This is a genomic window from Polaribacter butkevichii (assembly GCF_038024105.1).
Lineage (GTDB): Bacteria > Bacteroidota > Bacteroidia > Flavobacteriales > Flavobacteriaceae > Polaribacter > Polaribacter butkevichii.
The window spans coordinates 3,625,751-3,645,233 of sequence record NZ_CP150661.1; the positions used below are offsets into that span (position 1 = coordinate 3,625,751).

15 protein-coding genes and 1 pseudogene are annotated in these 19,483 nt (G+C 31.8%); 3 read left to right on the plus strand and 13 right to left on the minus strand.

Annotation, left to right across the window (positions count from 1 at the left end; genetic code table 11):
- Positions 1 to 6 precede the first annotated feature (6 nt).
- The gene (locus WG951_RS15300; protein ID WP_105047813.1) at positions 7 to 1,935 is read right to left on the minus strand and encodes a CocE/NonD family hydrolase; all 1,929 of its coding nucleotides are present in this window, start codon (positions 1,933 to 1,935) and stop codon (positions 7 to 9) included.
- Between the two features lie 138 nt (positions 1,936 to 2,073).
- On the minus strand, positions 2,074 to 4,737 hold the full coding sequence (locus tag WG951_RS15305) for a chondroitinase-B domain-containing protein (protein ID WP_105047814.1): 2,664 nt from the start codon (positions 4,735 to 4,737) through the stop codon (positions 2,074 to 2,076).
- Positions 4,738 to 5,165: 428 nt separating this feature from the next.
- Here WG951_RS15305 and WG951_RS15310 point away from each other — a divergent pair, with 428 nt between their 5' ends.
- Positions 5,166 to 7,130, plus strand: a complete 1,965-nt coding sequence (locus WG951_RS15310; protein ID WP_105047815.1) for a YgiQ family radical SAM protein — start codon at positions 5,166 to 5,168, stop codon at positions 7,128 to 7,130.
- A 93-nt stretch (positions 7,131 to 7,223) separates the two neighbouring features.
- Here WG951_RS15310 and WG951_RS15315 read toward each other — a convergent pair whose 3' ends face one another.
- The 8 genes and pseudogenes from WG951_RS15315 to WG951_RS15350 all read right to left on the minus strand — a co-directional run bounded on the left by WG951_RS15315 (position 7,224) and on the right by WG951_RS15350 (position 13,122).
- On the minus strand, positions 7,224 to 7,688 hold the full coding sequence (locus tag WG951_RS15315) for a hypothetical protein (protein WP_105047816.1): 465 nt from the start codon (positions 7,686 to 7,688) through the stop codon (positions 7,224 to 7,226).
- Between the two features lie 231 nt (positions 7,689 to 7,919).
- Positions 7,920 to 9,353, minus strand: coding sequence for an FAD-dependent oxidoreductase (locus WG951_RS15320; RefSeq protein ID WP_105047817.1), 1,434 nt, complete (start codon positions 9,351 to 9,353; stop codon positions 7,920 to 7,922).
- A 5-nt stretch (positions 9,354 to 9,358) separates the two neighbouring features.
- Positions 9,359 to 9,523: a hypothetical protein gene (locus tag WG951_RS15325; RefSeq protein WP_170062855.1), complete on the minus strand. Its 165-nt coding sequence runs from the start codon at positions 9,521 to 9,523 to the stop codon at positions 9,359 to 9,361.
- A gap of 33 nt (positions 9,524 to 9,556) precedes the next feature.
- Positions 9,557 to 10,378 (minus strand): class I SAM-dependent methyltransferase, encoded by an 822-nt coding sequence (locus tag WG951_RS15330; RefSeq protein ID WP_105047818.1) that lies wholly within the window; start codon positions 10,376 to 10,378, stop codon positions 9,557 to 9,559.
- Positions 10,379 to 10,456: 78 nt separating this feature from the next.
- Positions 10,457 to 11,347, minus strand: coding sequence for a dienelactone hydrolase family protein (locus WG951_RS15335; RefSeq protein ID WP_105047819.1), 891 nt, complete (start codon positions 11,345 to 11,347; stop codon positions 10,457 to 10,459).
- Positions 11,348 to 11,413: 66 nt separating this feature from the next.
- Positions 11,414 to 11,953: a sigma-70 family RNA polymerase sigma factor gene (locus WG951_RS15340; RefSeq protein WP_105047820.1), complete on the minus strand. Its 540-nt coding sequence runs from the start codon at positions 11,951 to 11,953 to the stop codon at positions 11,414 to 11,416.
- Positions 11,954 to 12,197: 244 nt separating this feature from the next.
- Positions 12,198 to 12,551, minus strand: coding sequence for a DUF3703 domain-containing protein (locus WG951_RS15345; RefSeq protein ID WP_105047821.1), 354 nt, complete (start codon positions 12,549 to 12,551; stop codon positions 12,198 to 12,200).
- A 42-nt stretch (positions 12,552 to 12,593) separates the two neighbouring features.
- Positions 12,594 to 13,122 (minus strand): annotated as a pseudogene (locus WG951_RS15350) (hypothetical protein).
- 151 nt (positions 13,123 to 13,273) lie between these two features.
- Here WG951_RS15350 and WG951_RS15355 point away from each other — a divergent pair.
- On the plus strand, positions 13,274 to 13,909 hold the full coding sequence (locus WG951_RS15355) for a hypothetical protein (protein WP_105047822.1): 636 nt from the start codon (positions 13,274 to 13,276) through the stop codon (positions 13,907 to 13,909).
- Positions 13,910 to 14,106: 197 nt separating this feature from the next.
- On the opposite strand, the gene WG951_RS15360 is transcribed toward WG951_RS15355, so the two are convergent.
- The 3 genes from WG951_RS15360 to WG951_RS15370 form a co-directional block, all read right to left on the minus strand.
- Entirely contained in the window at positions 14,107 to 17,565 is a 3,459-nt protein-coding gene (locus tag WG951_RS15360) for a methylmalonyl-CoA mutase family protein (protein ID WP_105047823.1), read from the minus strand.
- Between the two features lie 73 nt (positions 17,566 to 17,638).
- On the minus strand, positions 17,639 to 18,430 hold the full coding sequence (locus tag WG951_RS15365; protein ID WP_245893463.1) for a M15 family metallopeptidase: 792 nt from the start codon (positions 18,428 to 18,430) through the stop codon (positions 17,639 to 17,641).
- Positions 18,406 to 18,729, minus strand: coding sequence for a hypothetical protein (locus WG951_RS15370; RefSeq protein WP_105047824.1), 324 nt, complete (start codon positions 18,727 to 18,729; stop codon positions 18,406 to 18,408). The genes WG951_RS15365 and WG951_RS15370 overlap by 25 nt, the downstream gene beginning before the upstream one ends.
- 204 nt (positions 18,730 to 18,933) lie before the next feature.
- On the opposite strand from WG951_RS15370, the gene WG951_RS15375 reads away from it, so the two are divergent.
- Positions 18,934 to 19,476: a DUF4136 domain-containing protein gene (locus WG951_RS15375; protein ID WP_105047825.1), complete on the plus strand. Its 543-nt coding sequence runs from the start codon at positions 18,934 to 18,936 to the stop codon at positions 19,474 to 19,476.
- Positions 19,477 to 19,483 lie beyond the last annotated feature (7 nt).

The following is a 19,483-nucleotide window of genomic DNA, read 5'->3' on the forward strand; positions in this document are numbered from 1 at the left end:
TGAGAATTATTTTAACACAGAAAACTCAATACTAGAATCTGTAAAAACGCTGTGTGTTTGTGTTTTAAAATCTTTTTGGTCTGCCTTATAAATATTATCTACATAGGTTTGTGGATTTAAATCGATTAAAGGAAACCACGTACTTTGCACCTGAATTTGTACTTTATGACCTTTTTTAAACGTATGAAAAACGTCTTGTAATTTTATATTTACGGCTGTTTTTTTATTAGGGATAAAAGGCTCTGGATGTTCAAAACTATTTCTAAAACGACCACGTAAAACTTCGCTTCTAACCATTAAGTGGTAGTTGCTCATTTTTAAATGATCTTGAAGTTTATCGTTATTTTCCTCAGCATTTGCAGGGTGCACATCAATTACTTTTACAACCCAATCTGCAGCAGAACCTGTGGTTGCTACTTTTAGTTTTGCTAAAATATCTCCAGCCAAAGTAAAATCTTCCGATAAAATATTTGTTTCAAAAACCAAAACATCTGGTCTTCTTGCCGCAAAACGCTGGTCGTCTGTCATGTATTTTCTAGGCGTAAAAACCGTTTTAATATCTTCTGAATACGGAACAGGATGTTTTATATCACTAATAAAATTAATTTTTTCTGTTGATTTTTTATCCGAAGTTAATTCTTGGTTTTTAGATAAAAACCAATCTTCTTTTACTACATTTTTAGGAGGCCATACATCATAAGATTTCCATTCTTTTTTACCAGAATCAAAAACATAGGCTTCTGGTAAACCAGAATTTTTATCACCATTTCCTTTTAAGAAATGATTAAAGAATTTTGTTTCTACATCAGACTGAAATTTTAAAGAAATAGAATCTCCAAAATAATAATTACCTACATAGTTTTCTACTGTATTTCTAGACCATTTTCCATGATCCCAAGGTCCAAAAACTAAAGTGTTATAATTGTCTTTTCCATATTTTTCAATGGCTTTATAGGTTTCTAAAGGACCGTATAAATCTTCTGCATCAAACTCCCCCCCAACAATCATGGTTGCAACTGTAGACGGAACTTTGTCTAAATGCTGAATGATGCCTTTACTTTGCCAAACAGAATCGTAATTAGGATGTTCTACGAGTTCTTTCCAGAAAAAGTCATCGATTCTATCTTTATTTTCAACCGTTTTAACATCTAATTTATCGTACTGAAAATATTGGTTTAAGTTTTTTAAAGGTCCTTTATCTAAGAAAAATTGATATTGATCTTGAGAATCCATTTTAGGAAACGAATACCAAGCAGAGTCTGTTGGTGTGTCTTTGTAAGTACCAAATAAAGAGATTGCTCTAAAATAACTTAACAAAAAAGCTCCGTTATGATGAAAGTCATCAAAGAAAAAATCGCCAATACAGGCTTGTGGAGAAGCTGCTTTTAAAGCAGGATGTGCATCTATTGTAGAAATGGTTGCATAATGCCCTGGGTACGAAATTCCCCAAGTACCTACATTTCCGTTATTGTTTTCTACATTATTCACCAACCAATCTATGGTGTCATAAGTATCAGAAACTTCGTCAGATTGTTTTGCTGTTTTATTAGGGATGTAGGCACGCATATTATCATAAACACCTTCACTCATCCAACGACCACGCACATCTTGATAGACCACAATATTCAATTCTTTCATTAAATGAATATTTGGTCCAATTTTGGTTTTCATCTTTCCTTCTCCATAAGGCGCAGAACTATACGGAGTTCTTTGCATTAAGATTGGGTATTTTTTAGAGTTGTCTTTTGGGGTGTAGATGGTTGTGTGTAGCTTTACGCCATCTCTCATTGCAATATCTACTTCAGATTTTGTGTAGTTGTCTGCAACAAAAGTACTTTTAATGTCTTTTTTCTCTTCTGTAGTTTTTGTATTACAACTGATAAAAAAAGTAAAAGAAAAAGCTACAAAAAGGATTTTAAAAAAATGTTTTTTCATGGTTGGTTTTGCGTATTTTAGCTAGTAAAATTACAAAACTGAACATTAATTTTAATTATTTTGATGTTAAATTACAGAATTATAACTAAAATGATGATAATACTGATTTTTTTTCAACCTTTTTGTAGCCTTAGTATATTATTTAATAATAACTGTTTTGGATGTTTTAGCATTATTGATATCAGAAATAACAACAAAATATGTTCCTTTGGATAATTTAGAAACATCAACGTTTACAGCTGTTTTTTGTTGGTTGTTTTTAGATTCTAATACTTTTTTTCCGTTAATATTGTAAAGAGTTACTAGGTTTATATTTTGATTGTCTGCTTTTACATTTAAAATACGACTTGTTGGGTTTGGGTATACTGTAATTTTAGTGTTTAAAACAGGATCTTTTAAAGATAGTGTTGAAGTTTTGTAAAATTCAATTTCTTTAATGGCGCTCCAAGCACTTTTTCTTTTATCTCCATCACTATTAAAACGTCCGTAACCTACAACTTTTACATAAGTTGCATTTGTATTAATTTGGTATTGATTAAAGTCTGTAGTATTGGTAGCTGTTAATAATAAATCTCCAGAAGTAGGCAATATCCTAGAGAAGTCGGCATCTTCTGTACCTGTTGTAGAAACCAATATTTGAAAACCAAAGGCATCTGATTTATTTGTAGTGCTAAACTGAATTAAGGCAAGTTTGTAAGTGCTACCTAAATTGTAAATAACATATTCTCCATCTCCTTTATAATCTCCGGATAATATACTTCCATCATCTGCTGTCCATTCTGTATCAGAATCTTTATCCAAAGAATTTGTAGCAAATTCAGATTTAGATGAATTTTCTTTAGAAAATGAATGTACAGTAACTTTATCTGTAGGTAAACCAGTTCCTGTATTAATAAGGTCGTATAGGTCTGTTAAATCTGCTCCACTTTGGGTAATCGTTAAAGTTCTTACAATATCATCTCCACCAGCATCTTGTGTAAAAGTTACCGATCCTGTTCTGTTACTTGCGTCTGTATTTTGAGTTACTGTAATTGAAACTGTTGTGTCTCCAGTTCCAGAATTTGTATCTAAAGTTATCCAAGCATCATTAGAGGCAGCCGTCCAACTTACATTTGCAGAAACGGAAATAGTATAACTAGCTGCATCTGAAGTAAGAGTAGGTAAACTACTAACCGTTAAAGATTCACTTACTTGAATAGTACAATCTCCGTTGGTTATGCTAGCTCCTAAGTTATCTGTAAAACAAGCTCCAATTCCATGTCCTACCATAGCGTCGGTTATTGGTGTGTTTTCCCCCATATCTGCACCTTTGCCTGTAGTTCCAGTTCCTGAAAAAGTAAAAATTTCACCATTTGCAGTAGCAGTAATATTTGTTTCTTCAGAGAAATTTGCATTTGTTGCGCCCAAATTAGTACCAGTATAAACATTGCCTTGGTAAGTTAATGCTGTACCCATATTTGTATAAGCAGTTTCACTATCACCAGAGATAACGTCTGTTATATTCGGATAATTATCAGCAAAATAAATTAAGTTATTAGAAACGGTTCCTGTTGGATCCGTTGATCCTTTATCTTCATTGTAAAACAAAGGGGCATTTGTGTTTACAATAGTATTATTAGATACCGTTATGTTTTCTGTTTTTTGGTATCCGTTAGAAACATCATCAGAAGAACAAGCAATATCAGCATTTGCAGATCCACCTATAAAAGTGATACCGTTATTCCATTTTGCTTGTTCCATAACGGTAATACAATCTTGAATGTAATTGTTTGTAATTGTATGGTTACTATCGGTAATTCTAATACCACCTGTACCGTCTACATTTTCGCCTAAAAAATAATTTCCTTGTACAGTTGCGTAAGAACCATGACGAAGTACTAAAGATCCTCTACATCTTCTGAAAGTGTTGTTAGTGTATGTATTTCCTTTACTTTTATTTGTGATAATTTCATTTTCTCCATCAGATTGCACAAAATAATTATTACTAACAGTAGCATTGCTATTTACCATTTGGTAGGAGCTTGTACCCATACGTATGGTTTCGCTATCTCCTGCGTTAGATAGGGGAGAACCATCTGGTTTTCTGCCGTATAAATCTTCTATTTTACCAAAATTGTAAAAATAATTATTCATAACAATATGCCCAACCTCTGCACAACTATTATTTGCACCATCATCCCCGTCAGGAAATGCGTTGTATGCATATTCTCCCAAAACAATTGCTCCGGCACTCACTTTATTCATAAACGAGCAATTTATAACGGTATTATAAGTACCATATAATACAACCCATCTGTGTTTGGTAATTTGTCCGTCTGCCAAATCTTCTTTTAAGTCATCTGGATCTATGCCTAAACCGTCTATTACACAATTTTGTAGTGTACTATGGTTTGCATAATTATTACCATTTCTAAATTCAATAAAATTACTGGCACCATACCCCCCTTTCCAATGAAAACCATCTACGATTAAATATGCTCCGGTTGCAATTACTGCTCCAGAATTATCTGTTTCACCACCAATGGTTAATCTTGGTCCACCAGTAAAAACAACTCCACCAGGTGTTTCTGCTCTAAAAGTAACGGGGTTTTCTGCGGTACCAGATCCAAGAAACCGCATGCGTTCATCGGTTTCATAAACACCATTTTTTAAAATGATGACATCTCCGGGTTGATATATAACATCTCTTAAAGATTCTGGATCATCAATGTTATATGTAGTTTGAGAAAACACATTATAATTACATGAAAAAATAATTGAAAAAAGAAGTACTACTTTGGGTAATGAGGGAAAATTAATCATTTTAGTTTTTTTTAAAATTTAATTTTTTAGCATACTATTTTTATTTTTCAAATTGGTATACCAATCTGGTAAACCAAAAATAATAAATTTTTTATAAAATATATCTATGTGATTCAATTAATTACAAATTTATACTGATTTTTAAATGATTTTTTAGCAGATTGATAAAACTCAGAAAAGAGGTGTTAGATACATTAGTTTCTTTAATCGTTCCTTATTTTTGGAATGACATTTTTAGTGAAACTAAACTTTTGATGAGGCAAATAGTAAACAAATACCTTAGCCCTGATTGAACGGTGTGTTTGAGCTCTTGCGCTTTTGGGCGCAAAGCGAGTAGTGAAAGCAGGAAATAGCTTCTAATACTGCAAAAAAAAGACATTCTAAAAATAAGTGTTTTTTCTATTAAAATTCTTGTATTTTTGCAAACTATGCAAGAACCTAAAAGACATCAATTAACAGACTGGTTACCAACTACAAACAAGGAAGTGAAAATTCGTGGTTGGGAAGAATTAGACGTTATTTTATTTAGCGGAGACGCTTATGTAGATCATCCATCATTTGGACCTGCAGTAATCGGTCGTATTTTAGAAAGTTATGGCTTGCGTGTGGCTATTGTGCCGCAACCAAGTGTAAACGATAATTTACAAGATTTTGAAAAACTAGGAAAACCTCGTTTGTTTTTTGGGGTTACTGGTGGTTGTATGGATCCGATGGTTTCTAATTATACGGCAAGTAAAAAGCGTAGAGATAAAGATGCCTATACACCAAATGGTGATAAGGGGTTTAGACCTGATTATGCAACGTCTGTGTATTCTAAGATTTTAAAGGAAAAATTTCCGGATATTCCTGTCTTAATTGGTGGTATTGAGGCTTCTTTAAGACGTGTAACACATTATGATTATTGGTCTGATAAATTATTACCAGGTATTTTAGAGACGTCTAAAGCAGATATGTTGGTGTATGGAATGGGGGAACAACCTTTGCGAGAAATAGTAGAGTTATTGCAAAAAGGGGTTCCGTTTTCTAGTTTAAAAAACATTAAACAAACAGCTGTTTACGTTAATGAAAAGAAAGAGAAATTACCTGTTGTAAATGATTGGGAAGATGTTACCATTAACTCTCATGAGGCTTGTTTAAAGGATAAAAAAACGTTTGCTTCTAACTTTAAAGTGATAGAACAAGAGTCTAATAAGTTAAAAGCACGTAGAGTTTTACAACGAGTAGGAGAGAATACATTGGTAATTAATCCGCCGTTTCCTACCATGACAGAAAAGGAAATTGATGGTTCTTTCGATTTGCCTTTTACACGTTTACCGCATCCAAAATATAACAAACGTGGACCGATACCCGCGTTTGAAATGATTAAATTTTCTATTAACATTCACAGAGGATGTTTTGGTGGTTGTAGTTTCTGTACAATTTCTGCGCATCAAGGAAAGTTTATAGCAAGTAGAAGTCAGGAATCTGTTTTAAGAGAAATAGATAAAGTGGCAAATATGCCCGATTTTAAAGGGTATTTATCTGATATTGGTGGGCCTTCTGCCAACATGTATCAGATGAAAGGAAAAGTGCAATCTATTTGCGACAAGTGTGTGGCACCTAGTTGTATATCGCCTGTGATTTGTTCTAATTTAGATACGTCTCATAAACCTTTAACGGAATTATATCAAGCAGTTGATAAGCATCCGAAGATTAAAAAATCTTTTATTGGAAGTGGAATTAGACATGATATGTTGGTGCCAGAATTCAATAAAAACGCAGACCCAAAGGAATTAGATGCGTATACAGAAGAGGTAATGACAAAGCATGTTTCTGGTCGATTAAAAGTAGCGCCAGAGCATACATCTGACCCTGTTTTAAAGTTGATGCGTAAACCTTCTTTTAAATATTTTCACATGTTTAAAGAGCGTTTCGATAAAATAAATATTAAGAAGAAATTGAACTTACAATTGATTCCGTATTTTATTTCTAGTCACCCAGCAAGTGAGGTAGAAGACATGGCAAATTTAGCTGCAGAAACCAAAGATATGGGCTTTCAGTTAGAACAAGTACAAGGTTTTACACCAACACCTATGACGGTTGCAACGGTTATTTATTACTCTGGATATCATCCTTATACTCTAAAACCAACCAAAACACCTAAGACTAAAAAGGAGCGTGAAGACCAACATAAATTTTTCTTTTGGTATAAGAAAGAGAATAAAGATTGGATTAAAAACACGTTGAACAAAGTTGGAAGACAAGATTTATTACAGAAATTATTACCTGAAAATAATTCTTGGAAAAAGAACAAAAATGCCAAAGAAGTAAAGAATACTTTTGATGATGCAGTGCCTGTTCCTTTTAATAAGAGAAAGAAAAAAGCAAGTAGAGCACCTAAAAGGAGAAGGTAATTCTTTAACTTTTACAAATTGATAGATGTAAAAAAAGGTCTGGTTTTATTTAAACCAGACCTTTTTTTATCATTTTTGTGTAACCATAAAAGTTTATGCTTTTTTAAAACTTTTTTCTGCTTTTGTTACATTCTTTTTTAGCTTTTCTATTTTACCTAACCATTTTTTGTTGTCGTTAGGAGATAAATCACCATTCTTTTTAAGTTTATTGTATTTCTTAATACCACTTTTTAACTTATCGTTTGCTTTGCTTAATTTTTTCTGAGCTTTTACTTTATTTTTTAAAGCTTTTTCGGCTTTTTTTACTTTCTTTTCAGAAGCTTTTTTTTCTTTCTCAGCTTTTTTAGCTGCTTTTATTTTTTCTTCATTGGTAGTATGAATGGCAAAAATTTCATTGACCATTTCTGGGGCTAAGGTTTTGGTTACGTCTACCTTAGCTAAATAAATGGATTCTCTTTTAACAGTGTAGGTTTTGTTTTTATACTCCACATCTTGAGCATAAGAAATAGTTACTAAAAAAATGAATATTAAAGTGAATAGGAACTGTGTTTTTTTCATCATTATATGTTTATTGTTCTAACTTATTAGACACATAGTTTGATAAAAAGTGACATGAAAAATACAGATAAATGTATTATTTTTTTATAATGTTTAGAACTCTGCTGAAAATTAGTTGATTGAGAGGAATAGAAAAGTGGTTGAAATAGATATTTGTCTTTTTTTAGACTTTAAACAAAGGGAGAGGTGTCTTAATTTTGATTTTAAAATGGTGATGATTATTTGTTTGTTTTATTCTCGATGTTTCCCTCTAGGTCCATCACCTTTATAAAGTACAATTTCAGAGTGCAACAATTCTGCAGCTTCGGCAGAACTCTTTACTTTAGTAGCACTTCGTTCTAACATTTCAGATTCAAAGGCAGTTAATACACTTTTTCGTATTCCTGTTTCTTTCCATTTAGACAATGGATTACAATTTCTTACAATTTCTCTAGCAAGTGACAATGCGTCAAGTAAAGCTTGGTTAGCGCCTTGGCCTTTAAAAGGGCTCATTGGATGCGCTGCATCTCCTATTATAGTAACTGCGTTTGCATTTTTTAAGAATTCAGGTTTTAGTAATTCTCGATCATATACCGGATAACCAGAAATTAAATTCTCTTTGGTTGCTGCTACAATTTGAGGAATAGGAGTGTGCCACAGCGTTCTTTTACAGGCTTCTTCTTTTAGAGCTTTAGCTCCTTTTATATTTAGGTTTTTAGCTTCTTTTTCTGATATGGGAAAACTAAGTTGCCACATAATGGTTTCGGAATCATAAGGCATCATGTAAATTCTTTCGTTACCATTTGCGGTTTGAAAAACGGTTGCAGCATCTAATAGAGAGCTTTCAACACCTTCCAAATTTTTTAATGGACAAATACCCAAAATTACAATACAACCTAAGTAACGCAAGGGAGTTATATCATCGTCAATTAGTAGTTTTCTAACGGTACTACGTATTCCGTCAGCACCAACAACAAGATCTGCCTTGGCGCTTTTTATTTGGTTGTTTACCTGAAAGTTTAGCGTTATACCTTCTTCGGTTTCATTAAAATTTAATAATTGATGTCCCCATTTTACATGCTCACTTCCATTTAGTTGCTCAAGTAACGCTAAACGCAAAGACTGTCTTGCAATGTGAATGTTTGTTCGTTTTGGCGATGCTTTTGTGTCTGATCGTCCCCATTTTCTAATTCCCCATTCGCCTACGATTTTACCTTTGGCAGTATGTACGATGTGCTTGGTTGATGTTATACCTTTCTCTAAAGATAGTATACCTAAAGATGCCATTGCTTTACTAGCTTGTTGTAAAGTAAGTCCATAGCCTTGAGAGCGTGTATTAAAACTACTATCTCGTTCGTAAAGCGTAAAAGGAATTCCACGATGCAAACAAGCAACAGCAAGTGCAACGCCACCGATTCCGGCACCAATTATAGCAACGTGCGGATAGTCTTTTTTGTTTACAAAAGGTTGAGTATTAGAAAGTGATAATCCAGTTCCTTTACAATTAGAACAGGTTTGTAATTGTCCCTTCGGGCGAATAGGAGCAGGCTCTTTTCCTTTAGAATTGTTAAATTGTTCTAAGGCTATTTTATAATTGAAGCGTATTTTTTTAGGAAGACTTTTTCTTTTCTTTCCTCTTCCTTTACAGTTTATACAAACTCCCCAATGCACCTCTTTCTCTGACACTTAATTTAGTTTAATCTTTTTTTTAAAGGAAACCATTTTAATATTAAAGTTAAACCTATAGCTGATAAAACTCCTGATACTGTACTAATAATGTTGTTTTCTACAAAAATATATCCCGAAATAATTCCAATGATTATAATTACGATTCCGATTATTTGTAATTTATTCATAAAAGGACTTTTTTTTTATCAAAGGAAAACAAATTATTTTTTAACAGCAATCATCATATGCGGACTAAAAGGTAACAAATACTCATCGTTTTGAGTAAGGGTTTGTAAAGCTTTTAAGGTTTTCGATTTTTTCTTATCTAACATATTTGCAAAATATTCATTGTCTAGCCAAATCATTCCTTCTACTGCAAAAAGATTTATAAAGTGAAGGTTTTGTTCTAAAAACTCAGCTTTTAAACCTGCTGGTTTATGGTAAAAAGCATCTGCTAATAAAAAAGGAAAATCTTTGGGTGCATCATGTACACCTGTGGTTAATTCTGCTTTACACATATCAAAAAACGAGTTGGCATGTATCATTCCATTCATTAAGCCAACAACCGTAGAAGCAGTAGCATTTATAGCAAAACCTAAAATAATGCCGCCTTTTTTCAACACTCTTTTAGCTTCTATAATTGCAGCAACTCTATCTTCTCTTTGTTGCAAATGGTACAAAGGGCCGTGTAAAATTACCAAATCTGCAGAATTATCTTTAAATGGTAGTTTTTGGGCTTCGCCAATAGTAACCGTAAAAGGTTTTTTTAGTTTTTTTGCTCTCTTTTCTGCAAGTTTAATGTGCTTTAAAACAGGCTCTACTAAATGTACCGTATGATTATTTTTTGCCAACCATTCAGCATATTTTCCTGTTCCACCACCAACATCTATAATGGTGTTGTTTGGTTTATATATGTGTTGTTGTATCAGTTCTTTAATACGTTCAAATTCAAAAATACCCATACCTTTTTCTAGTCTGGTTTCTTCTGAAGCTTTGTTGTAAAAGTCGTCTAATTCTTTACTAATAAGAGTTTTCTTTTTCACCTTTAATATTTAAAGGATAAAAGTAATTAAAATATAGTGAAATAGTTTCCTTGTTTTATAAGAATGATGGATTGTAAACTATTCTTTTAAATGTTTATTAAAAAAAGCAATGGTTCTTTCCCAAGACAAATCTGCAGCAGCTTCATCGTACCTTGGTGTTGTATTGTTGTGAAACCCGTGGTTTACATCCGAATAAAAATATGCCTTGTGTTCAATATTATTTTCTGTCAAAACTTTGTCAAACTCTGGCCAACCTTCATTAACTCTTTTATCTAAACCTGCATATTGTAATAATAAAGGAGCTTTAATTTGTATGGCATCCTTTTTTTCTGGTTGTCTACCATAATAAGGCACTGCAGCTGCTAAATCTGGTAATCTTACCGCCATCATATTAGAAATCCATCCGCCAAAACAAAAACCAACAACAGCTACTTTACCGTTACAATCTTTATGGTTTTTAAGGTAATTATAGCCAGCAATAAAGTCTTCTAACATTTCCTTTTGGTCTCTCTTGTTCTGCATTTCTCTACCTTTATCATCATCACCAGGATATCCTCCCATAGGAGAAAGTGCGTCAGGTGCCAAAGCAATAAAACCTTCTAAAGCAGTTCTTCTAGTAACATCTTTTATATAAGGATTCAACCCTCTGTTTTCGTGAACTACAATAACGCCAGGTAACTTACTCGCAGCATCTTTAGGTTTAGAGAGTAATCCTGTCATTTTTATTCCACCTTTAGGTGAAGCATAGTGTATGGTTTCAGATATTAATCTAGGGTCTACTGGGTCTACAACAATAGAATCTACATAATTAGGAGAAATAAAACTCAATAAAGCAGGCAATGTAATGGCACCCACAGCAAATAGAGAAAGTTTTTTTAAAAACTCTTTTCTATCTATTTTGTTATGTGCATAATCATCGTATAAATCAAATACTTCTTGACTAATATCTTCTTTTTTAAGTGTAGACATTTTGTTGCTTTTTTTTGAATTTGTTGTTTTAGCTAAGTTAATAAAAAAAGCAGGTATTTGTCAATTTTAATTACAAACTTTACAGTCTTCTTTTGCTTTAATTTCGCCAACCAAGTTCCCTTTTTTATTAATTACAAATCCACAACAATCCATAAAACCTTGTGCAATTAATTTTCTTGCACGCTGTATTTGAGATTTTGTTGTTGATAATGATTGATGTAAATGAGTAGCAACTTCTTGCTGTTTTAATCCTTTAATATCTGATAAAAATAATGGGTCTCTATATTTTTTAGGCAAAGTTTTTAAGATACCTTTAAGGCAATCTTTTTCTGTGTGCTGGTGTTCTATTAATTCTGTTTCTGTTTCAAAACTAGCAATTTCAAAAGTCTGATTTTTAGATTTCCAATAATCTAAAATAGAATTTCTAGCGATTGTAAAGCACCATGGTTTTAATTTAGTAATGTCTTTTAAGGTGTGCAGTTTAGTGTGAATTTTGATAAAAGTATCTTGTAAAATATCATCGGCAATTGTTGTGTTTTTCACCTTGCTAATGATAAATCTTTTTAAATCTTCAGAATATGTTTTCCAAACTTTATTTGTGGTCATCATTATAATTTTCGGTTTCCAAATATCATTTCGAACGAAGAATTTGGAAGAATCATAAAAAAATATTTTTCAATTGTACCTCATTCGAAATGACATTATATGTTAACAATTACAATTATTACAAGAACAATTTTGGCAAGTACAATTTTTACAATCTCCGGTTTTACAGCCTTCACAATTACAACTACAATTATTATTTTTCATGATATTCTTTTTAATATTCACTTAATAGACTTTATAATGTTTAAAAAGATGCATTAAAATAAAAGTATTTCTTTAATTCTTTTCTAATAGGCATTTTTCTGATTGCAGAAATGTTTGATCCTCCTGTATTTCCCTTAGGAATCCAAATATAAGTAAACAGAAGAGAAGCAATTATTCTTAGAGCTTGTCCAATTATTTCTTTTAGATTTCTATTTTTTATTCCAAAAAGAAACATCCAATAATGACAAACAGTGTGTCTAATTATATGATTTTGCCCAAGAATGTGTGCGTTTTCAAAATGATAAAAAGCAATTTTGAAAGAGTTCTTTTTTAAAGCTTTTCTTCCTGATTTTAATTGATGGTAAAATGCTGTTTTTAAAAGTTGATTGTCCATTTTTGTTTTTATAATGGACAATTTTTAACTTAAAAAGATGCATTATTTAGATCTTTCTCCTACAAAATGATCAGATTTTACTTTAAAAAGTACATTAAATGTAGTTAAACTGCCATAAATTCTAGTAATGTATTGTTGTAAATCTATTTTATCTTGGTCATCTAAAGTTTTACTAGAGTTTATTTTTTGCTCCATCACTCTAATTCGGTCTCTGACCATTACTATTTTATGAAAAAACGTATCAATAGGTATTTCTTTGGTTGATAAATTTGTGTCTTCTGGTTGAAAAATTAAAGTCCCTTTTTTCCATTTATCTGCAATAGGTGAAATCTCTGTAACATCAGACCATTTTTGCAAAATAGCTTTTAAAGATTTTTCTACTTCATAAAAACTTACGGTATCAACTTCATCTTCAACAGCTTCAATTACTTCAAAATCGCTGTCTATATCTATGGTTTCTAAACCATCTTTTATAAAAGTTACCCAATAATGTTTACTTGTTACATTGGTAACAACACCTAAACCAAATTCTGAATGGCTCTATTCTAGAGCCAACTCCTAATAATTTCATGTAATTCTATTTTAAATGAAAGATAATAATTAATCTCTAAAGTATAAAGTTATTTAATTTTCAATTATTATTGAAAGTTGATAATTATGAACACCTCATTAGAGTTAATAAACTTTTATTTTGTGTAGTTTTGCCGCTTAAATAAAAAAAAATGAAAAGAAAATCAGTTTTAATAATAGTCTTTTTTACAATACTATTTAGTTTGTCTTCTTGTAAAGTAAACAAACAATATGTACAGTATATTTCTAAAAAAGAAGATATAAAAACTCCTGAAACAAAGAAAGTAATTGTTTTTGCTACAGATGATGTAAGGGTAAATAACTTTAAAAAAACATTCGAGAAAAATTTTCCCCAAAAAGTCGATTTTACATTCAATTTTATGAATGAATTCTCTGAAAAAGGATTTGAGAATAATCTTTTTTCTAATATTTCAATTGATCGTAAAAGTTTTAAATATGACGATTTAAACACTGAAAATTCTGATTACGTAATTTATTTCTCAAATTTTGAAATTTCCAATAGAGTAGAGTGGAATAGTACTGGAGCAATGGGTATGAATGGGATGGGGATGAACACTTCAACGTCTGTAGAGTATTGTGTTATCAATGTAAAAGTTGAAATTTACGATGCTAAAAATGGAAAAGAAATTTTAGACTTTGTTGTTATTGGAGGAGAGTCTGTTTTTATGTTCGATTTTACAAAAACATTTAATAAAGCAAAAGAAAGAGCGGTACAACATATCATTAATTACTTAAAGACAGGAAAAACAGAATATAAAAAGTATTAAATTTTAAAAACATAAAATCAAAAATCCGCACAATTAGTGCGGATTTTTATTTTTATGAAATATTATTAGAAGGAATATAGATTCCTGTTTTTAAGGGATAAGCTAATTTTAAAATTATTATACAACTATAAGATCCCGCCCAAAAGCGGAATAAGCGATTCACACACTTTTTATAAAAATGAAAAGTGGTTCACTGCTTACATATTCCTTCTATACTGTCCGCCAACTTTAAATAACGCTTCTGTAATTTGTCCTAAAGAACAAACTTTGGTTGCTTCCATTAACTTCTCAAATAAATTTTCATTCTGAATTGCCGCTTCCTGTAAAATAGCAATTTGTTCTTTTACTTTCTTCGGATTCGCTTTGTTTAGCAATTCTTTAGTCTGAATTTGATATTGTTTTTCTTCTTCCGTTGCACGGATAATTTCTGCAGGTTGTACAGTTGGAGAACCTTTAGAACTTAAAAAAGTATTTACCCCAATAATTGGGAATTCTCCATTGTGTTTTAACGTTTCATAATACAAACTTTCTTCTTGTATTTTAGAACGTTGATACATGGTTTCCATGGCACCTAAAACACCTCCACGTTCTGTAATTCTATCAAATTCTTCTAAAACGGCAGCTTCTACCAAATCGGTTAATTCTTCAATAATAAAGGCACCTTGAATTGGGTTTTCATTTTTAGTTAAACCTAATTCTTTATTGATGATTAACTGAATCGCCATCGCTCTTCTTACAGATTCTTCCGTTGGCGTTGTAATGGCCTCGTCATAGGCATTGGTGTGTAAAGAATTACAGTTATCGTTAATTGCGTACAAAGCTTGCAGTGTAGTTCTTATATCATTAAAATCGATTTCTTGTGCGTGTAAAGAGCGTCCAGAAGTCTGAATATGATACTTTAACATTTGTGCTCTTGGGTTTGCACCGTATTTATTTTTCATGGCTTTTGCCCAAATTTTACGAGCAACTCTACCAATTACAGAATATTCTGGATCAATTCCGTTAGAGAAAAAGAAAGATAAGTTTGGTCCAAATTTATTAATATCCATTCCACGACTTAAATAATATTCTACATACGTAAATCCGTTAGACAACGTTAATGCCAATTGTGTAATTGGGTTTGCGCCAGCTTCTGCAATATGATAGCCAGAAATAGAAACCGAATAAAAGTTTCTAACTTGTTTTTCGATGAAATACTCTTGTACATCACCCATTAAACGCAACGCAAATTCCGTAGAAAATATGCAGGTATTTTGTGCCTGATCTTCTTTTAAAATATCCGCTTGTACGGTTCCTCTAACTTGTGCTAAAGTGTCTTTTTTTATTTGTTGATAAACATCGGAAGGTAAAACTAAATCTCCCGTTAATCCCAATAATAGTAAACCTAAACCATTATTTCCTTCGGGTAAATCTCCTTGATAAACAGGTCTTTCTAACCCTTTGTTGTCATATATTTCTTTAAACTTTGCTTCAACTTGTTTTTCTAATTTATTTTGGATGATGTATTTCTCACAATTCTGATCAATAGCTGCATTCATAAAAAAGCCTAACAACATTGGTGCGGGGCCATTTATGGTCATTGAAACAGAAGTCATTGCGTGACTTAAATCGAAACCAGAATATAATTTCTTGGCATCATCTAAACAACAAATTGAAACTCCTGCGTTTCCTATTTTTCCGTAAATATCAGGTCTTCTTCCAGGGTCATTTCCATATAAAGTAACAGAATCAAACGCTGTAGAAAGGCGTTTTGCGTCCATTCCTAAACTCACATAATGAAACCTTCTATTGGTTCTTTCTGGTCCACCTTCACCAGCAAACATTCTTGTTGGGTCTTCTCCGGTTCTTTTAAAAGGATACAATCCTGCTGTATAAGGGAATTCTCCTGGAACGTTTTCTTGTAAAACCCAACGTAATAAATCTCCCCAAGCTTTATATTTTGGCAAAGCAACTTTAGGTATTTGAGATTGAGATAGAGATTCACTGTGTGTTGCTATCTTTATTTCTTTATCACGCACTTTAAACGTGTAGATTGGGTCTTTATATTTCTGAACCTTTTCTTGCCAATTTAAAATCACTTCCCAATTATAAGGGTTTAGATTTAATTTTACTTTTTCGAATTGGGCAAGTAATAATTTTAAAAACTCTTTGTCATCTTGAGCGCAGTCGAGAGACAGAATTTCATCAGAATTTAATCCAGATTTTATAATTAGAGGTTGCTTCGTAGCTCGCAATGACGTGTCGTTTTCTATAATAGAAAGAACCGTTTGATAAATTCCATATAATTTTTGAGCAACCACAACTTGGTCGTCTACTTTTTTATCATACGCTCTGTTGCTTTCTGCAATTTCAGATAAATAACGAACTCTTGCAGGCGGAATTACAAAGATTTTTTCAGACATTTCTTTGGTGATTTCCATTTTCGATTTTAAATCTACTCCGGTTTTCTCTACCAACTTGTCCATAATACTTTTATACAAAGTATTCATTCCTGGATCGTTAAATTGAGATGCAATCGTACCATAAACAGGTAAATCATCTTGATGAATATGCCACAAATTATTGTTACGCATATATTGTTTTTTTACATCTCTAACGGCATCTAAAGCACCACGTTTATCAAACTTATTAATGGCAACCAAATCTGCATAATCTAACATATCAATCTTTTCTAACTGGGTTGCTGCACCAAATTCTGGTGTCATCACGTATAAAGAAGTATCAGAGTGTTCTATAATTTCGGTGTCTGATTGTCCGATTCCAGAAGTTTCTAAAATGATTAAATCAAACTCGGCTGCTTTTAAAACCTGAACAGCTTCGTTAACATATTTAGACAATGCTAAGTTAGATTGACGCGTAGCTAATGAGCGCATATAAACACGATCATTATTAATGGCGTTCATTCTAATTCGATCTCCTAAAAGTGCGCCACCTGTTTTTCTTTTTGATGGATCAACAGAAATTAAACCAATGGTTTTTTCGGGGAAATCAATTAAAAAACGACGAACCAATTCATCAACCAAAGAAGATTTACCAGCACCACCGGTTCCTGTAATTCCTAAAACTGGAGTTTTAGAAGTTTTATTTTTAGTGTGGATTTTATCTAAAGTATCTTTTGCAATTTCAGGAAAATTTTCTGCAGAAGAGATTACTCTTGCAATTTTACCAATTTCTTTATTTGCTAATTCTTTTAAATTTACATTTAATTTGTCCCCAATTGCAAAATCAGCAGTTTGTACCAAGTCATTAATCATTCCTTGCAAACCAAATTCTCTACCATCATCAGGAGAATAAATTCGGGTAATTCCATACTCCATTAATTCTTTAATTTCTTTTGGAAGAATTACACCGCCTCCGCCACCAAAAATCTTAATGTGTCCTGCACCTTTTTCTTGTAATAAATCGTACATATATTTAAAATACTCATTGTGCCCACCTTGATAAGAGGTAATTGCAATGGCATTTACATCTTCTTGAATGGCACAATTAACTACTTCTTCCACAGATCTATCGTGACCTAAGTGAATAACTTCCACTCCGGTAGATTGAATAATTCTACGCATAATATTAATGGAAGCATCATGACCATCAAAAAGTGCAGCAGCAGTTACAATTCGTACTTTATGTGTCGGTTTGTATGTTTTTATTTGTTTCATTCGTAATAGATGTTTGTATTTACGCGTGCAATTTACGGATTTAATAAAAATATAAGTTAATTTTAACGTAATCTTAAATGTTGAGGTTTGAGATTATTGGGTTTATACCATTTACATAAGCCTGAATAACGTTTAAATCTTTGGCAAAAGTGTGTCCTTTAAACCCGTTTATATCTTTTAGGATAACGTTGTCATTGTAAAATTTTAAATAAAGGGTAGAAAGTGGCGTGTAAGACCAATGCCATTTTTCTTCATGATACCCCGTTCTTCCATTTTCTTTGGATGTGTACACTTGATGAAACCCAAATCTAGCAGCATTTTTTAATAACCAATCGTATGTTTTTTTTCCTTGACCATGTAAAAAGTGAGTATTAGATAAACTATTAAGGTCTAAATCGGTTCCCCAATGATGTCTAGATGTAGAAGGCATTGAACTGTATTCAAGAATTTTTTGAGCTCTTTTTAAAGGGGCTAAATTTTTGAATTTCACATTCCATTTGTAATTCCATATATTCTTTTGATGCTCAAAGTTTCTAGTTCCAGAAATCACTTTTAAAGTAATCCCTTCTTTTTGAGCAGCATTTTTCATTTTAAGAAAAGCAGTCAACACTTCTTTTCTTAGATATATTTTTTTTGATGAATTTTCTTTAGGAACAATTACAAAATCGGGGTTTTTGGTGTAATCAAACTTTCCTAACACATAATTTTTTGTGAGGTATTTAGGAAGCAGCACAAGAGAGTCCTTTTTCTTGGCAACGGCAATTGTTTTTTCAGCAACTTTTTTCCGCTCTTTTTTACAGCCATTAATACATCCGAAGAAAATAAGAAGGATACTTAGTTTTATAAATAGTTTATAAATGCCCAAAACTTTCTGTTTTTTATGTAGTTAAAATCTTTTTCATGTTGATAAGCCTCCCGTTCGAAACTTAAATTTTTGTAGGCAAGATATCCATTTTTGTGCTTAAAAAATTTAAAAATCCATTCTAGTCCGTAAAAAAGATAGAAGAAGATTATTAGTAATTCCGCTTGCTGTTTTAAATGAATTTTCTCATGATTGATAAGTGTTTTGTCTTCTTTTAATTTTTTGTTTTTCAAGAAAATAAAAGGGAATAAAGTGATGCCAACAAAACCATTCGGAACAATATGTTTAAAAATTAAAATCATAAATAAGAGTGGGCTAAAACTTTAGCCTAAAATAACTAGATTTGTTTAGTATCACAAATTTAGTTTTTAAATGGCATAATTATTGCTCTTTGTTTTAAGTGTTAAAACCTTATTAATTACTCATTTTTAGAAAGATAGAATACTGTTTTAGCTTACGTTTTATTGTAGATTTGTTAACTGATTCAATAATTTAAAATAGATATCATGAAAAAAATATTCTTATTCCTGTTTAGTGCAGCGTTGCTAACCTCTTGTAATGCTATAAAAGTTACAACAGATTATGATAATAAAGTAGATTTTAATAAGTATAAAACCTTTGCTTTTTATAGACCGGGTATCGACAAAGCAGAAATTTCTGATTTGGATAAAAAAAGAATTTTACGTGCTATAGAATCTCAATTATTAGCGCAAGGTTTTTCTAAATCTGAAAATCCAGATATGTTGGTGAGTATTTTTACCAAGTCTAGAGAAAAAGTGAACGTGCAGCAAAATAATAATTTTGGATACGGTTATGGTTGGGGTTGGAATCCTTGGATGATGGGAGGCATGAATAATAATATTAACGTTTCTCAATACACAGAAGGTACCTTATTTATCGATTTTATTGATAAAAAGAAAAAAGAATTAGTTTGGCAAGGAATTGGTACTGGAGCTTTAAAACTTCAGAATAGAGAAAAAAAAGAGGCTAGAATTAATGAATTTGTAAAAGAGATTGTTTCTAGATTTCCTCCAGGACAAGAAAAATAAAAGTTTA